Here is a 15,517-nt window from a genome sequence, read left to right on the forward strand (position 1 = left end):
AGGTAGATAGGACAGAGGTGGAAGTGTAGTAATACATGTAGCTGACTGTTACTAATAGATCGAAGGCTTAACCAAGAAGGTTTGATTCAAAGAATCTGTATGAAATTTTGAAGGTGTTAATCAGGCCCAATGGCTCAGTTGGTTAGAGCGCCGCCCTGTCACGGCGGAGGTCGCGGGTTCGAGTCCCGCTTGGGTCGTTTATTGATTTGGGATCTTAGCTCAGCTGGGAGAGCATCTGCCTTACAAGCAGAGGGTCATAGGTTCGAGCCCTATAGGTCCCATTTTTCATACGCCGATGTGGCTCAATTGGCAGAGCAGCTGATTTGTAATCAGCAGGTTATCGGTTCGAGTCCGATCATCGGCTTGTTAAGTTATTATAACTTAATATGGGTGGTTTCCCGAGTGGCCAAAGGGGACAGACTGTAAATCTGCTGCATCTTGCTTCGGTGGTTCGAATCCACCACCACCCATTGAGCATTGCTCATCTAATTAAATATCGCGGGATGGAGCAGTCTGGAAGCTCGCCGGGCTCATAACCCGGAGGTCATAGGTTCAAATCCTATTCCCGCAATTTTGTGCCCAGTTAGCTCAGTTGGTAGAGCAGAGGACTGAAAATCCTCGTGTCTCTGGTTCGATTCCGGAACTGGGCACTTTTTATATCCGTTTTATCATCTGCATCGGCAGGTGATTTTTTATTGTGGTAAAAGATAGAAATATTAAAGAATTATTAAGAAGTCATGACAAGCGTTTACTTTCTATAGTAAATGCTATATGATATGGAAAATATGAAAGAGGTGATTTTATGCTGACAGCATTATTTATTATTGCATTTATCTGGTTTATGTGGAAAGTGATCGCGCTGGCGGTCAAGATGACATGGGGATTTTTAAAGATTGGTTTCTATATTATATTTTTGCCGATCGTAGTCATTGGACTTTTCCTGGGAGGGCTGATCTATATAGCCTTGCCGATCTTGATCATTGGCGGTATCATAGCCCTTGTAATATCAAAATAAGAAATCAGGTGTAAAAATGGCAAAGAAAGCAAAAGAAGAAAAGACAAATGTTATGCGTCTTTTAGAACAGGCAAAGGTAGAATATAAACATTATTCTTATGCAAATACAGATGCCATCAGTGGTGTAGAAGTGGCAGAGGTTTTGGGGCAGAATGTGGATAAAGTCTTTAAAACGCTGGTGACTGTGGGGAAAAGCGGCGAGCACTATGTTTTTGTTGTGCCGGTGGCAGAAGAACTGGATCTGAAAAAAGCAGCAAATGCGGTAGGAGAAAAGTCGATTGCCATGGTAAAGTCCAAAGAATTATTAGGACTTACCGGCTATATCCATGGTGGCTGCTCACCGATCGGTATGAAGAAATTCTTTCAGACAGTCATTCATCAAAGTGCAGAGGATTTTGATACGATCATCTTTAGCGGAGGCAAAATCGGCTATCAGGTGGAGGTGTCCTTAGAGGGCTTGCGCAAGGTCATAGCATTTACAACAACAGACATTATTGTCTAGGACATTATTTATCGAGTGGATTTTTTGAGGAAGTTAGTTCATTTTTTTATCATCATCAGGAAACTGGATTGTACTTTTTCTTTTGAACTCGTACAATGAGGACGTTGAGAGAAAACTACAATTTAGGAGGAATGCAGGATGAAGTTTTTTATTGATACAGCGAATGTAGATGACATCAGAAAAGCCAACGATATGGGTGTGATTTGTGGAGTGACGACCAATCCATCCCTGATCGCAAAAGAGGGCAGAGATTTTAATGAAGTCATCAAAGAGATCACATCTATCGTTGATGGACCGATCAGTGGTGAGGTAAAGGCTACAACCGTAGATGCAGAGGGAATGATCAAAGAAGGTAGAGAGATCGCAGCCATCCATCCAAACATGGTTGTTAAGATCCCTATGACCGTAGAAGGACTGAAGGCAGTAAAAGTTCTTTCCGCAGAAGGCATCAAGACAAATGTTACTTTAATCTTCACTGCAAATCAGGCACTTCTGGCAGCAGAAGCAGGGGCTACCTATGTATCTCCGTTCTTGGGAAGACTGGATGACATCAGCCAGCCGGGTATAGGCCTGATTGAAGACATCGTGACCATCTTTGATAATTATGGATATGACACAGAGATCATTGCAGCATCTATCCGCAACCCGATTCATGTTACGGATTGTGCGCTTGCAGGAGCAGATATCGCAACCGTACCTTACAAGGTAATCGAGCAGATGACAAAGCATCCTTTGACAGATGCCGGAATTGAGAAGTTCCAGGCAGATTATCGTGCTGTATTTGGTGACTAATATTTATAGATAAGTAAAACTGCGCATGACAGGTGTCGGCTGAGGCTGGCACCTGTTTCTGTTATAGCGTTTATTTGTCGAATTCAAGCGACTTTCGATGACAAAAGTCGTTCCATCATGTATAATAAGACGCAAACAAAGATGTTTATGGCATAAGATATTATATAAGGAGAAAACCATGGCATACGATTTTGAAAAGGAACGTAATGAGGCTATTGCTGCGGGCGAACGCGCATTAACATCACTTCGCGCGGCAAGGGAGGAACTTCGCTCTGCCGGAAATTGGGGTCTGGTTGATCTTTTTGGTGGAGGGATGATCAGTGGGCTTGTGAAACACTCAAAGATGGGGAATGCCCAGCGTTATATGGAGCAGGCTAAGTTAGATCTGCAAAGTTTTAGCAGGGAGTTGCAGGATGTAAATATGACGCACAACCTTAATTTGAATGTGGGAGATTTCCTCACATTCGCAGATTTCTTTTTCGATGGACTGATTGCAGACTGGCTGGTACAGGATCGCATCAATGAAACCAAAAATCAGGTGGAAGATGCCATTCGCCAGGTGGAGGATATCGTAAGACGTTTGCGTATACTGTAGTTTATCGAGTATATGGGGGAATATTTTCTGGAATGGAGGATACAGATGGAATTTTGGATGAATTTAGTATTAAGTGATTGGATGTATTTATGGCTGGCGGTCATTGTTATCACGGCTGTAATAGAAATCATAACCGTAGGATTGACTTCTATCTGGATTTCCGGTGGTGCTCTGGCAGCGCTTATCGTGTGTTTGTGTGGCGGACATCCGGGCTTGCAGATCGCGGTATTTTTTGTTGTGACTTTTATCCTCTTGTATTTTACAAGACCATGGGCAAAAAAGTATCTGGAGAGTCGAAAGGTTGCGACCAACTACGAGGAGTGCATCGGCAAGGAAGTGCGTGTCATCGAGGAAGTCGACAATCGCAAGGAAAGCGGAAAAGTCCTTTATAACGGTATGGAGTGGACAGCACGTGCTGAGGATGACGAGCAAATATATGCTGTAGATGAGGTGGTGGTCGTATCCGAGATCCGTGGTGTCAAGATGATCTTAAAGCGCAAGTAGCATATAAGGAAATAAGACAGAAAAAAGACGGTAGCATTTACACAGTGTGGGTGTTACCGTTTTTGTGTTATGACGACTGCTAATCAGAGCGAGATTTGCAGAGCGTATCTCGTCTCGGTTTGGTAAATAATAAAAAATCGCAAAAGAACAAGAAATTTTGAATGAAAAAGCAAATTTTTGAATAGGGATTTCTTCAAAATGCTCTATGATGTAGTTAGCAAAGAAGAATGTCAGCATTACACATTCAAATATAGAAAGAAACTACAAAAAGGAGAGCGAGTATGAGCAAGAAATTTACTTGGAATGAAAACTGGAAGTTCACAAAAGATGCTGTCACAGTATCTGATAAGACAACTTCCGCAGGAAACTGGGAGACATTGGATCTGCCACATACCTGGAATGGCGAGGACGGACAGGACGGTGGAAGCGATTATTATCGTGGAACCTGCTACTATGCAAAGAACCTTTCTAAGGCAGAGGTTGCTGAGGGCAAGGAAGTTTATATTGAGTTTGAAGCAGCAAACTCATCCGCAGAGTTATTCGTAAATGGCGAGTCTGTCGCAAAGCATGATGGCGGATATTCTACCTGGAGAGCCAACATCACACCATATTTAAAGGATGAAAACGAGATCGTGGTTGCTGTTGACAATGCACCAAATGATTATGTATATCCGCAGAATGCAGACTTTACCTTCTACGGCGGACTCTATCGTAAGGTATCTCTGATTTTAGTCGATGAGACACGCTTTGATCTGGACTATTACGGAAGTCCTGCCATTAAGGTAACACCGGAAGTGACAGGAGATGATGCCAAGATCACAACAGAGGTATATCTGACAAACGCAGGAAGTACAGAAGAACTGGTATTTACCATTACAGATGGAGACACGGTAGTTGATACCGTGACTGTATCAGCAGACAAGACAGAGGTAGAGCAGACCATCACAAATGTGCATCTCTGGAATGGACGTAAGGATCCACATCTTTATACCATGCATGCAGAGTTAAAGAAAAATGGTACAGTCGTTGATGAGAGAAGCACACGTTTCGGCTGCCGTACCTTTAAGGTTGACCCGGAAAAGGGATTTTTCTTAAATGGCGAGCATTATCCACTTCGTGGTGTATCCCGTCATCAGGACAGACCGCATATCGGTAATGCACTTACACCTGAGATGCATGAAGAAGATGCTAAGATCATTTATGAACTTGGCGCAACCACCATTCGTCTGGCACATTATCAGCATGACCAGCACTTCTACGATATGTGTGATGAGTTAGGATTTGTACTCTGGGCTGAGATCCCATATATTTCTGTGCATATGCCAAATGGACGTGAAAATACCATTTCACAGATGAAGGAACTGGTCGTACAGAATTACAACCATGCGTCTATTTTCTTCTGGGGACTTTCCAATGAGATCACCATGAAGGGTGCAAAGGATCCTGACCTTTTAGAGAACCATCATATCTTAAATGATATGGTTCATGAAATGGATAAGACAAGACTTACCACTATGGCGGTTATCTCCATGTGTGATATTTCAGAGAGCCAGTATATAGAGATCCCTGATCTGGTATCTTATAACCAGTATCTGGGATGGTACGGCGGAAAGATCGAGGAGAACGGACCATTTATGGATTCCTTCCATGAGATGTATCCAAATATCCCGATCGGTATGAGTGAGTACGGTGCAGAAGCCTACAAGTGGCATTCTTCTCACCCGGAGCAGGGCGATTATTCAGAAGAATATCAGGCACATTATCATGAAGAACTCATCAAGCAGCTCTATACCAGAGACTTTGTATGGGCTACACATGTTTGGAATATGTTTGACTTTGCAGCAGATGCCAGAGACGAGGGCGGATGCAAGGGTATGAACAACAAGGGCCTGGTTACCTTTGACCGTAAGTACAAAAAGGATTCCTTCTATGCTTACAAGGCATGGTTATCCGACGAACCGTTTGTTCATCTTTGCAGCAAGAATTATGTAGAACGTGATGAAGATGTTACGACCGTTAAGGTTTATTCTAATCTTCCTGAGGTAGAACTTTTTGTCAATGGAGAATCTGTAGGAAAGCAGACAGCAGAAGATCACTTCTTTACCTTTGAAGTAAAGAATGTTGGCGAGACAAAGTTGGTCGCAAAAGCAGGAGACTGCGAGGACAACGCAACCATCAAGAAAGTAGATGAGCCAAATCCGGACTATCGTATGCCGGTGACCGGTGATGTCATCAACTGGTTTGAGATCACTGCACCGGAAGGATATTTCTCTATCAACGATACCATGGGAGACATCATGGCAAATCCGGAAGGACAGAAGTTGATGGGCGGTCTGATGGCGAAGATGCAGGCAGGAAACCAGAATCCATCCGATGATGATCCACAGAAGGGTATGAAAGAATTAGCAAGCCAGATCGATCCGGCAGCAGCACAGAAGATGATGATGGGCTTCACCGTCAAGAGAATGCTTGGATTTGGTGCCGTTCCAAAGGAGCAGGTACTGGGTATCAATGCTATGCTGAATAAGATTAAGAAATAACACGCTTATATCAAATTCCTTTCCTAAATACAGGCGATCAACAGGATCGTTACCCCAATTATGAGAGAAGACACTCCGCATGAGAAAATCTTGTGCGGGGTGTTTTCTTGTATTTTTAAGAAGATAGAATATATAGATTTATGAAAAATGGATAAAATGAAGGCCTGATTTTATGGTAAAATGCCAGTAGAAAAGCAATGATAGAAAGATAGGTTTAGGAGGCACAAATGAAGATAGTATTTTTGGATCGAAAAACCATAGGAGAGGATATTGACCTTACAAAGTTCCATGCATTTGGCGATCTCGTGGAATATGATTTTTCTACAAGTCAGGAAATTCCGGCGCGTATAGAGGATGCAGACATCATTATCACAAATAAATGTAACATGAATGAGGAAACGCTGGCGGGAGCCAAAAATCTGAAATTAATCTGTGTGACAGCGACCGGAACCAACAATCTGGATAAGGAATATCTGGAAAAGAGAAAGATCGCATGGCGCAATGTGGCAGGCTATTCGACCGAGACCGTGGCACAGCACACTTTTGCCCTGCTATTCTACCTATATGAGAATTTGGCATATTATGATGCTTATGTAAAAGAGGAAAAATATGTAAACGATAAGATGTTTACGCATTTCGCCAAGTCCTTTCATCAGTTGGCTGGAAAGACCTGGGGTATCATCGGGCTTGGGGCGATTGGAAAACGTGTAGCAGAGATTGCAAGCGTTTTTGGCTGTAAGGTGCAGTATTTCTCTACTTCCGGACGAAACCACGATAGTCAATATCAGGAAGTAGACTTACAGACTTTATTGAAGACATCCGATATTGTCTCCATTCATGCACCTTTGACGGATGACACCCTGCATCTGATCGGAGAAAAGGAACTTTCCCAGATGAAAGAGAGTGCTATTCTGATCAATGTGGGACGCGGACCGATCATTGTGGAAAAAGATCTGGCAGATGCACTGGATCGCGGAATTATCGCGGCGGCAGGGATTGACGTGCTTGATACAGAGCCGATGAGTGAGGACAATCCGCTGCGCCATATCAAAGACAGCACAAAACTCCTCATCACACCGCATATCGCATGGGCATCCGTGGAGGCACGTGTGCGCCTGATGGATATTATTTACGGGCAGATCAAGGAGTTTTTGGAAAAATAGTGAGGACAAAATTGATAGAACGATGATCTGGCATAAAGATTCTGATAGAATTACCTATGTATAAAGGAGACACTATGGACGAGAGATTAAAAAAGCAACTGGATTTTATTTTGGAGATTGATAAAGAGAAAAATATCCTGCGGCAAACGCATCTGTCCGGGCACGGCAGGAGAGAGAACGATTCGGAGCATGCATGGCATATGGCGATCATGGCATACCTCTTGCGCGATTATTCCAATGAGCCTGTGGATATTGCCAAGGTCATGCTCATGTGCCTGATCCATGATATTGTGGAGATTGATGCAGGTGATACTTACGCATATGATGCAGAAGGATTAAAGACACAAAAGGCGCGGGAAGATGCAGCCAAGGAGCGGATCTTTTCTCTTTTACCGGAGGATCAAAAGGAAGAACTGATCGCGCTCTTTGATGAATTTGAGGATTTTTCAACGGCGGAATCCAAGTTTGCACATGCCATGGATAATTTGCAGCCGCTTCTTTTAAATAACAGCAATGGCGGCGGTGACTGGAGAGAACACGGGGTAAGTGCCGAGCAGGTCTATGGCAGACAGAGAAAGACCACGCTGGGATCTGAGAAATTGTATGAGGTGACAGATCATATCATCCGGGAACACGTAGAAAAAGGGAACCTGAAAAAGTAAGAAAATTAAAATAAAGCAGGGTATAATGATCGGCTTTTTCATATACAGAAATATTATCTTAAAGATGTTTTAACATATTGATAATGGAAGTCCCGTATTATAAGATAAATCGCCGTGTTCTTCCATGAAGGTATTTCTGGCGTGGTAAATATCTTCCATGGAGACATCGGCGCGCTCACAGACAGCACCAAAGTAAGCATGTATGCGGTCTGCAAAAACCGGAGCCGCCAGATCAAACAGGTCATAAAGACTTTCGGTACGCTTTTGGTCAGGATTCCAAGGGTTGTGCCATGTTTTGTGGCGGAAATTGCAAGGATCCTTGTAGGCGTAGATCGTGTCACTTGGGATCATAGGTGAAATGACAGGAACCTTTACAAAAATGGCTTCCAAACGGCGGACAAGCCTTTTCTTGATGCCAGTCGGGTCATGCATCAGACGGGATTCCGTCTTCATGGCGCGAAAGGCACCGCGGATCTGCCATTTTGGCATGACCGCATCCGGAAATACATTTGCAAGGGCAAAAGATAAGACCCTGGCAATCACACGGCTTTCCTTAGTAGAAAGGGCAATGGTATCTCCCGGACGAAAATCTGTCGGCTTGCAATGCAGAAAATGTGAGATCATTTCCTGATCGATGCCGGTCTCTAAAAAGACATGACGACCAAAATCATAAAGTCCACCATTGCGGTCTTTATTTTGTAAATGGTGTGTCCGGTCAAAGATGTATGGATGACAGTAGGTGTCGAGCGTATAGTGACCCAAAAATCCGCAGATGTAAGCGTCCGCAATGATGCGTTCGCTATGCGAGGACAATTTATTCCGGGCATCGATCATAGCAATAAAAAATTGCAATGAAGAATTTTCGTGAATCAGGCTGGCGGCATTGTGGTCATAAAGCAGCCATGCCGGCAGGTAATAATAGAAGATGTCAGGTCCCTGCAAGCCCAGATTATAGGCATGTGGATGTAAGGACAGGATATGATATTCCTGATCTTCTTTAAGATGTGAAAGTGACTGTTGTCCAAAAAGGTAATGTGAGGCGAATCCTGGCATAATATGCGCTCCTTTCCGCTGTTATGAGCACTTAGATTTATATTTTAATTATACTTGAACAAACAAAATGTGGCAAACAAAGTATAGATTTTGTCAGGTCAGATATACAAATTCGCGAAAATGTATAATGCGACCATACACAGAAAATCTATTGTATATGTCAAAAAACCACGTTATTTCTTATACTAGCAAAGGTAAAAGACAAAGAAGAAAAAGAGGGAGGAAGTTAGCATGGCTTCATTAGTTGAAAACGCACAGCACAAAGCAGAAAGAAAAGCTTTTGAGATAATGGTCAATGGTATCGTTGGTAAGTTGACAAAGACAGATGATATCGCAAAAAGACAGGAAACATTCCTTAACCTTATTGACAAGGCAGAGGCTTTCTGGGGAGAGGGCACAGATAAGGCAACACTGGATAAGGTTAGAGAGTATGTAAAGAATCCGGAGAACAGATGGGTAAAATTTGTGAACCGTGTTCTGGATGAGACAAACCCGAACTATGCTAAGAAATTCCTTCTGAATTTAGGATATGAAGCATTTTTCCGTGGAACAAAGACGATCAGAGCAAACCGTGAGAAGTACAACTGTAACATTCCTTGGCTGATCTTGTTTGATCCGACAGACGCATGTAACCTCCACTGTGTAGGATGCTGGTCTGGTACATATGGTCATAAGAACAACATGTCATACGAAGACATGGATAAGATCGTTACACAGGGTAAGGAACTTGGAACTTATCTTTACTTTATGACAGGTGGAGAACCTACTGTTCGTAAGGCTGATATTTTAAAACTTGCTGAGAAGCATAACGATTGTATGTTTGGTCTTTTCTCTAACTCTACATTGATCGATGAAGAGTTATGTAAGAAGATCGTAGAACTTGGAAATATTACATTTCTTCTTTCTATCGAAGGAACACCAGAGACAAACGATGGTCGTCGTGGTGAAGGACATTATGCAGCAGTTATGAAGGCAATGGATCTTTTGAAAGAATACGGTATCGTATTCGGTACTTCTATCTGCTACACCAGAGACAACGTTGAGGCAGTTACCGATGAGAAGTTCTTACGTTTCATCGCTGACAAGGGTGCTCGTTTCGGATTCTACTTCCATTACATGCCTGTAGGACAGAATGCAGCACCGGAATTGATGCCTACTTTAGAGCAGCGTGAAGAGATCATCAAAAAGATTCGTTGGGTTCGTACCGGTGACAATGATATCGGATTCTTCCCAATGGACTTCCAGAATGATGGAGAATTTGTTGGTGGATGTATCGCTGGTGGACGTAACTACTTCCACATCAATGCACAGGGTGATGCAGAGCCTTGCGTATTTATCCACTTCTCAGACTCTAACATCCATGACAAGTCAATCCTTGAGATGTTACAGAGCCCACTTTTCAAGGCATATCATGAAGGACAGCCATTTAACAGAAACCATCTGCGTCCATGCCCAATGCTTGAGAATCCAAAACTCTTAAGAGAAATGGTAAACAAGACCGGTGCTAAGGGAACAAACGCTGAGGCAGAGGAGACCGTTGAGCATCTTTGCTCTAAGTGCGATCACTATGCAGAAGAGTGGGGACCTGTTGCAGATCGTATCTGGGCAGAGCAGAAGCACAAGAAGCCTTCTTACGAGAACTATACAGAAGAAAAGAGAGAGCATCCGGAACTTGCAGCATTCGAGCATGCAGACGGATCTAATGGACTCAGAGACGAGGACATTCAGTAATTAAATCAGGTTATATTATTTGAAATATATAACAGCCCAACCCGGAAAGAGACTGGCAGACGCCAGTCTCTTTTTCATAGGAAAGCAGAATGCGCCTTGCAGCAGATAGAAGAAAAAAATTATGCGTCAGATTTGATTGCTTCCGGTATTGCGAGAAATAATATTTATGAAATAGCATTTGCCTTTGATGGCAAGGAAGTCTTAGTGAAGGAAAGACATGTGACGGCAAGTGACGATGAAGTATAAGCATGGAGCGATCTGTCGCCCACCATATCTTGTAGGTGAAAGATGGCGTAAACTACTAGTTTTTTTATTTGCTTCAAATGCATTGAAAGTTTAGTTGAAACGTATTACAATAAAACCTGTCGCTTCTTGACAGATTATAGACAGAAGCGCAGGTTTTATTACTTATAGAAGAATTTCGGGGAGACGAAAGCAGACAGATGTTTATTGGACGAAAGAAAGAACTGGAAGCGTTAAACGCATTTTATGAAGGAGATAAAGAAGCCCTTGCCTGTGTGAGTGGTGCGCTTGGTATGGGTAAGACGACACTTTTGCGTCATTTTGCAGATGGGAAAAAGGCAATCTATTTTCATGCTTATGAGACAACAGGAAAGCAGGAACTTTCCATGTTTACGCAGGTATTGGCAAAGGCAGATATAGCAGGCGTGGCAGCGGGAGAGGATACCGGAAAAAGAAGTGAGGCATCATTAGAAAACCTCTTAGATGCGATCACAGAAATAGCAAAGCAGGAAAAACTTTTGCTCGTGATCGATCAATATCCGAATTTTGTTAAGGCGGATGCCGATTTTGATGAAATCTTGTTTTCCTATGTGACGAGAGTTTGGCGGGATCTTCCGATCAAGCTTATCCTTTGCGGAGATGCCTTCCTTTTGATGGAGAAATATCTCTATGGAAAGAAAGCCAGATGGAAAGATACGATCGATCTGCATCTGAATCTGACCGGCATGGATTTTCTGGAGACAAAGCAGTTTTTCCCTGAGGCAGCAGGGGAAGATCTGGCACTTTACTATGGTATCAGCGGTGGTATCCCGGCGCAGATCCTGCGTATGCAGGGAAAGTCCGTAAAGGATGCGGCTGAGGTAATCTTCGCCGGAAATCCGGGACAGGCGGCACTTCTGCCGGAACAGGTCATGGGGATGGAACTCAGGGAGTTGTCCTATTATAATTGCATTTTATCGGCGATGGCGCAGGGCATGAACCGTGTCAATCAGTTATCCGCTGAGGTTGGCAAGCCAAAGGATGTTGTTGTTCCTTATCTGAATGCGCTGATGTCGATCGGTGTTGTCACAAAGCAGACGGCGATCACAGAGGAGACCAATCGCAAAAAAACGCGCTATTCTATCGTCAATAGCAACACGGTATTTTGGTATCGCTTTATCGTGCCGCATATGGATCTTTATGTAGCGGGAGAGTGGGATCTTTTGTGGAATACATATATTGTGCCGGATCTTGACAATTTTATGCAGCAGGTATTCATTGCTATGAGCAGAGAACATCTGGAAGAACGCAGCCGCAGAGGGCAGATGCCGTTTACGATCGAGCGTTCTGGTAACTGGTGGACCAATGATGATGAGGCAGGGACGACCGATGGATTTGATGTGGTATCGCTGGGTAAGACCGAGGGCAAGAGTGCGACGATTTTTACCCTGTGTTTCTATGAACAGCGCGAGATTGAGGTCGCGGAAGTTAAGTCAATGATTGAAAAGACTAAGCAGATGCATCGTGAGGGGGATGCCTTTTACGTGGTCTGTGCCAAGGATCGTTTCCATGAGAATGTGGAGACCGTTGCATCCACGATCAAGAATATTATCTTAGTGACACTGGATGAGGAGTGCAGGCTGGCATAGTGAGCGTATCTCCCATGAAAACTCAAAAATTTGCGTAAAATTGTATAAATTCTGCTATTGATAATAAAATGGGGTCATAGTAAAATTTTATCTGTAAGGTTTTTCTATGACCTTTTTGGTATGAGAACTTTATTAACTGCCGTGGGAGACTGCGGCATATCAAAAAATAGAGAGGATAAATGCAATGACAAATCTTGAATTACAAAAAGAAGCAGTGAAAGTCCGCAAGGGCATCATTGATGGTGTGCATGCTGCAAAAGCAGGACATCCGGGCGGATCTTTATCTGCCGCAGAAGTATTTACGTATCTGTACTTTGAAGAGATGAACATCGACCCAAAGGATCCAAAGAAGCCGGATCGTGATCGTTTCGTTTTATCTAAGGGACACACCGCACCTGGGCTTTATGCCGCACTTGCGAACAGAGGATATTTCCCAGTAGAAGACCTTCTGACACTGCGCCATATCGGATCCCACTTGCAGGGACATCCATGTATCCAGCATACACCGGGAGTTGACGCTTCCAGCGGATCTTTGGGACAGGGCATTTCTGTTGCTGTAGGTATGGCACTTTCCGCAAAACTTTCTAATGAGGATTATCGTGTGTACACGCTTCTGGGTGATGGCGAGATTCAGGAAGGACAGGTATGGGAGGCATCTATGTTTGCCGGATCACATCATCTGGACAACCTCTGCGTCATTGTAGATAATAACAATTTGCAGATTGATGGTACGATCGAGGAAGTTAATTCCCCATATCCGATCACAGACAAGTTTGCAGCATTCAACTTCCACGTGATTGCAGTCGAGGATGGCAATGATTTTGACCAACTTCGTGCAGCATTTGCGGAAGCAAGAGAGACAAAAGGTATGCCAACAGCAATCGTTATGAAGACAGTCAAGGGCAAGGGCGTTTCTTATATGGAGAATGCCGTAGGCTGGCATGGAAAGGCTCCAAATGACGAGGAGTATGCGATTGCAGTGGAAGAATTAAAGAAGGCGGAGGAAGCATTATGTCAGAAGTAAAGAAGATCGCGACAAGAGATAGTTATGGTAATGCGCTAGCAAGTCTTGGTAGAGAACATGAGAATCTGGTAGTTCTGGATGCAGACCTTGCAGCCGCTACGAAGACAGGTATTTTTAAGAAAGAATTCCCGGAACGCCACATTGATTGTGGTATCGCGGAAGCAAATATGATCGGTATTGCAGCAGGTCTTGCCAGCACAGGCAAGGTGCCATTCTGCTCTAGTTTTGCTATGTTTGCAGCAGGACGTACTTTTGAGCAGATCCGCAACTCTGTTGGATACCCACACCTGAATGTAAAGATCGGTGCAACACACGCCGGTATCTCCGTTGGAGAAGATGGCGCAACCCACCAGTGTAACGAGGATATCGCTTTAATGCGTACCATTCCGGGTATGACCATCATCAATCCATCCGATGATATTGAGGCAAAGGCAGCAGTCAAGGCAGCTTATGAAATGGAAGGTCCGGTATATCTTCGCTTTGGACGTTTGGCAGTGCCGGTCATCAATGACAGAGACGATTACAAATTTGAAATCGGTAAGGGTGTTGTGCTAAAAGAAGGTACAGACCTTACATTAATCGCAACCGGTCTTGAAGTAGCAGAGTCTCTTGCAGCAGCAGAGAAATTAGAGGCAGAGGGTATCAGTGTTGAAGTAATCAATATGCATACGATTAAGCCACTTGATGTAGACTTAGTTGTACGTTCTGCAGCAAAGACAGGCAAGGTTGTTACGGTTGAAGAACATTCCATCATTGGTGGACTTGGTTCTGCTGTAGCAGAAGTTATTGCAGAAAAGCAGCCTGCTAAATTACTTCGTATTGGTGTAGAAGATCGCTTTGGCGAGTCTGGTCCAGCGTTAAAACTCCTTGAGAAGTATGAACTGGATGCAGCAGGTATCTACAAGAAGGTTAAGGCATTTTTATAAAATATAAAATAGGGATATTAAAAGCGGCTACAGATGGCTTGATATGAGGGGATTCCTCAAAGCCATTTGCAGCCGCTTTTTGTTGTGGCGGCGGGAAGTTATCGTTTGATTTTATACGCCTTATTCAATTTTTTATCGTATTCCGGTATTCTCCGGGAGTCATATCAAATGCTTTTTTAAAATGCTGAATAAAATTTGCCTCATTTGCAAATCCCACCATAATCCCGATTTTATAACAGGAAATTTCCGTAGACTGCAATAACATCTGTGCCTGAAGCAACCGCAGATGTATGAGATATTCTCTGGGAGAAAAGCCTGTATATTTCTTAAATTGCCTGCATAAATGATATTTACTGATTCCTGTAAATTCTGCCATGGCTTCTAACGTAATATCCTGCGCAAAGTGATGTTCCAGGTAATTTTGAAGAAGACTGATCGTATCCGGTATTTCTTCCGTATTCTTAAATTCTTTCAGGCATTCTAAAATATGAAAGAGCATTTTCTCCAATTCAAAAGAAATATAAAAATCACGATTGATCATCGGTTCGTTTTGCATTCTCAGAATTTTCTCTAATTGTGTTTGAAAAGAATTTTGCTGTGTGCAGTGAAATACAGGTGGTTTATTTGCAAAATTTTCGTTGTAAAAAAGCGCAGATTGACCTCCCCAAAAGTGCAGATCAGAATGGCACCAGTGATTGCCCATGGTTTTGTAGAATTGTGCTTCTCTACAGTCGATGATAAAACCGTCTCCTTTTCTCAACGTATAACGCTGTCCCCTGTAAATCAGTTCCCCCATTCCCTCATAGGTATACAGTAGCAGAAAGGATGGGTAATTACTGCGTTTTGTATAGTAAGAAGCTCCTGTGTCCATATAAGAAAAAGACTGTAGATACATTAAGTGTTTTTGCTTTTCCCGGGACAGTGGATGCTGCAGAAGATAACAGGATTTTCCATCAATACAGAATGCTGTGTCTTCTGCCGGAGGAAGATGGTGCTTCTTCGCCATTTTCTGATAAGCCTCATCTTCCAGTACCTCCTGATTTTCTCCATCTGCCTGATGAGTAAAGAAATAAATATGTTCAAACATATATATGCCTCCTTAAAAAACAGCAATTTTCAATAGTCATGCAGCAATAAAA

General features: G+C 43.1%; 15 protein-coding genes and 6 tRNA genes. 19 read left to right on the forward strand and 2 right to left on the reverse strand.

All coding sequences use genetic code 11. From position 1 onward, the window contains the following. Positions 1 to 123 precede the first annotated feature (123 nt). The 14 genes from H8R94_RS07545 (at position 124) to H8R94_RS07610 (ending at position 7,773) form a co-directional block, all read left to right on the forward strand. Positions 124 to 197: transfer RNA gene (locus H8R94_RS07545), tRNA-Asp, on the forward strand. Between the two features lie 11 nt (positions 198 to 208). Beyond that, positions 209 to 281 (forward strand) — tRNA-Val (locus H8R94_RS07550). A 10-nt stretch (positions 282 to 291) separates the two neighbouring features. Next, positions 292 to 364, forward strand: a tRNA-Thr gene (locus H8R94_RS07555). A gap of 24 nt (positions 365 to 388) precedes the next feature. Then, a tRNA-Tyr gene (locus H8R94_RS07560) sits at positions 389 to 470 on the forward strand. A gap of 27 nt (positions 471 to 497) precedes the next feature. Further along, positions 498 to 571 (forward strand) — tRNA-Met (locus tag H8R94_RS07565). Between the two features lie 6 nt (positions 572 to 577). Beyond that, positions 578 to 650 (forward strand) — tRNA-Phe (locus H8R94_RS07570). A 152-nt stretch (positions 651 to 802) separates the two neighbouring features. Continuing rightward, a complete protein-coding gene (locus H8R94_RS07575; RefSeq protein WP_118281380.1) occupies positions 803 to 1,015 on the forward strand; it encodes a hypothetical protein in 213 nt (70 codons plus the stop codon). 16 nt (positions 1,016 to 1,031) lie between these two features. After that, positions 1,032 to 1,517: a Cys-tRNA(Pro) deacylase gene (gene ybaK, locus H8R94_RS07580; RefSeq protein WP_199649420.1), complete on the forward strand. Its 486-nt coding sequence runs from the start codon at positions 1,032 to 1,034 to the stop codon at positions 1,515 to 1,517. 138 nt (positions 1,518 to 1,655) lie between these two features. Beyond that, positions 1,656 to 2,309: a fructose-6-phosphate aldolase gene (gene fsa / locus H8R94_RS07585; RefSeq protein WP_118281381.1), complete on the forward strand. Its 654-nt coding sequence runs from the start codon at positions 1,656 to 1,658 to the stop codon at positions 2,307 to 2,309. A gap of 178 nt (positions 2,310 to 2,487) precedes the next feature. Beyond that, positions 2,488 to 2,904 (forward strand): hypothetical protein, encoded by a 417-nt coding sequence (locus tag H8R94_RS07590; protein WP_118535514.1) that lies wholly within the window; start codon positions 2,488 to 2,490, stop codon positions 2,902 to 2,904. 45 nt (positions 2,905 to 2,949) lie between these two features. Further along, positions 2,950 to 3,408, forward strand: a complete 459-nt coding sequence (locus H8R94_RS07595; protein ID WP_243238487.1) for an NfeD family protein — start codon at positions 2,950 to 2,952, stop codon at positions 3,406 to 3,408. A 281-nt stretch (positions 3,409 to 3,689) separates the two neighbouring features. Further along, positions 3,690 to 5,948: a glycoside hydrolase family 2 protein gene (locus H8R94_RS07600; RefSeq protein WP_186854297.1), complete on the forward strand. Its 2,259-nt coding sequence runs from the start codon at positions 3,690 to 3,692 to the stop codon at positions 5,946 to 5,948. A gap of 227 nt (positions 5,949 to 6,175) precedes the next feature. After that, positions 6,176 to 7,111: a D-2-hydroxyacid dehydrogenase gene (locus H8R94_RS07605; RefSeq protein ID WP_186854298.1), complete on the forward strand. Its 936-nt coding sequence runs from the start codon at positions 6,176 to 6,178 to the stop codon at positions 7,109 to 7,111. 74 nt (positions 7,112 to 7,185) lie between these two features. Beyond that, positions 7,186 to 7,773, forward strand: a complete 588-nt coding sequence (locus H8R94_RS07610; RefSeq protein ID WP_186854299.1) for an HD domain-containing protein — start codon at positions 7,186 to 7,188, stop codon at positions 7,771 to 7,773. A gap of 69 nt (positions 7,774 to 7,842) precedes the next feature. Here H8R94_RS07610 and H8R94_RS07615 read toward each other — a convergent pair whose 3' ends face one another. Continuing rightward, positions 7,843 to 8,826 (reverse strand): zinc dependent phospholipase C family protein, encoded by a 984-nt coding sequence (locus H8R94_RS07615; RefSeq protein WP_186854300.1) that lies wholly within the window; start codon positions 8,824 to 8,826, stop codon positions 7,843 to 7,845. A 231-nt stretch (positions 8,827 to 9,057) separates the two neighbouring features. Here H8R94_RS07615 and H8R94_RS07620 point away from each other — a divergent pair, with 231 nt between their 5' ends. From H8R94_RS07620 to H8R94_RS07640, 5 genes are all read left to right on the forward strand, one after another. After that, positions 9,058 to 10,557 carry a radical SAM protein gene (locus H8R94_RS07620; protein WP_118535510.1) on the forward strand — a complete coding sequence of 500 codons (1,500 nt, stop codon included), beginning with the start codon at positions 9,058 to 9,060 and terminating at the stop codon, positions 10,555 to 10,557. A 96-nt stretch (positions 10,558 to 10,653) separates the two neighbouring features. Next, on the forward strand, positions 10,654 to 10,803 hold the full coding sequence (locus H8R94_RS07625; RefSeq protein WP_186854301.1) for a hypothetical protein: 150 nt from the start codon (positions 10,654 to 10,656) through the stop codon (positions 10,801 to 10,803). Positions 10,804 to 11,000: 197 nt separating this feature from the next. Continuing rightward, positions 11,001 to 12,428 carry an ATP-binding protein gene (locus H8R94_RS07630; RefSeq protein ID WP_118281388.1) on the forward strand — a complete coding sequence of 476 codons (1,428 nt, stop codon included), beginning with the start codon at positions 11,001 to 11,003 and terminating at the stop codon, positions 12,426 to 12,428. Between the two features lie 166 nt (positions 12,429 to 12,594). Then, complete coding sequence (locus tag H8R94_RS07635; protein ID WP_256386608.1) at positions 12,595 to 13,452, forward strand: transketolase; 858 nt, start codon at positions 12,595 to 12,597, stop codon at positions 13,450 to 13,452. Then, entirely contained in the window at positions 13,440 to 14,378 is a 939-nt protein-coding gene (locus H8R94_RS07640; RefSeq protein WP_186854302.1) for a transketolase family protein, read from the forward strand. Before H8R94_RS07635 ends, H8R94_RS07640 begins: the two co-directional genes overlap by 13 nt. A 124-nt stretch (positions 14,379 to 14,502) precedes the next feature. On the opposite strand, the gene H8R94_RS07645 is transcribed toward H8R94_RS07640, so the two are convergent. Beyond that, positions 14,503 to 15,465, reverse strand: a complete 963-nt coding sequence (locus H8R94_RS07645; RefSeq protein ID WP_186854303.1) for an AraC family transcriptional regulator — start codon at positions 15,463 to 15,465, stop codon at positions 14,503 to 14,505. Between the last annotated feature and the right edge of the window lie 52 nt (positions 15,466 to 15,517).

Origin of the sequence: Roseburia lenta (assembly GCF_014287435.1) — a bacterium.
Taxonomy (GTDB): domain Bacteria; phylum Bacillota; class Clostridia; order Lachnospirales; family Lachnospiraceae; genus Pararoseburia; species Pararoseburia lenta.